The organism is Neisseria sp. P0009.S007, from assembly GCF_051962515.1.
The window spans coordinates 1-1,001 of record NZ_JBQCVF010000549.1; the positions used below are offsets into that span (position 1 = coordinate 1).

Below are 1,001 nucleotides of genomic sequence, written 5' to 3' on the forward strand. Positions count from 1 at the left end.
TGAACACACGGATTTGCATTCCGACCATCAGAAAGCTGAGGCCGAAAAAAAGCCTTTTCAGCTGCCGAAATCTGAGCCGATAGCAGCACCGGCGGTTGAGAAAGAGGCTGTTTCGACTAAACAGGATATCGTTGAAAGGCCGTCTGAAGAAACTATTCAGTCTGCTCAACAACAGGGGGATGTCCCGCCTTGGGAAGACATGCCGAGCCAAGTATCGGCTGAGCCGCCTCAAACACAAACGGCGCAGATGCAAGAAACTGCGGAGCCATTGCCTGTTGCAAAAGTTCAGACGGCCCCTGAACCGGAAGAATATCCGCACATAGATGAGGAAATTCCACCTCCGTATTTTGATGAAGCATATGCATATGAAGATTCACACCGTGCTGATGTGATGGAAGTACTGCAGCCGGTTGTGTCTGAAGAAGAGGAGGGAGATGAAGAAGAGCTTCAGTTCGCTCCTTTGCCTGAGTTTAAAACTGAGAATTGGCACAGCATTATCGAACGATTTGCCCGTAAATTAGGCGCGGCGCAGATGTTGGCACAAAATGCGGCATGGACGAGTTATGATACGGAAGCAGGATTAATCATGCTGTCGTTGACGGATGAGGCCAAAGCTACTGCCAATAAAGAGCGCTTGGACAAAATCTGCCAGACGTTGAGCGAGGCTTACCATCTTGGCAATTTAAGGCTGCAAACCGAGCCTTGGCAGGATGATAAAGGCTGGGAAACGCCGGTGATGCGCCGCAAACGTATTCAAGAAGAAGGACGGCAGCAGGCGCAAGATTTGCTGGAAGCGGATACAACGGCGCAGAAAATTTTGCAAATCTTTGAAGCGCAATGGCTGCCGGATTCTTTAGAGTTAGTAGGGCATTCTTAAAATACTGACATACAAGGCCGTCTGAAAGGCAATAGCGTTTTTCAGACGGCATGAGTGAAACCCATTTATTCAAACCCATAGGAGTAAAACATGTTCGGAAAAGCCGGATTAGGCGGCCTGATGA

1 protein-coding gene is annotated in these 1,001 nt (G+C 48.9%); it reads left to right on the plus strand.

The annotated features are described in order from the left end of the window. A partial coding sequence (locus ACTHS3_RS14715) for a DNA polymerase III subunit gamma/tau C-terminal domain-containing protein (RefSeq protein WP_440368335.1) occupies window positions 1-877 on the plus strand: 877 nt, incomplete at its 5' end. Window positions 878-1,001 lie beyond the last annotated feature (124 nt).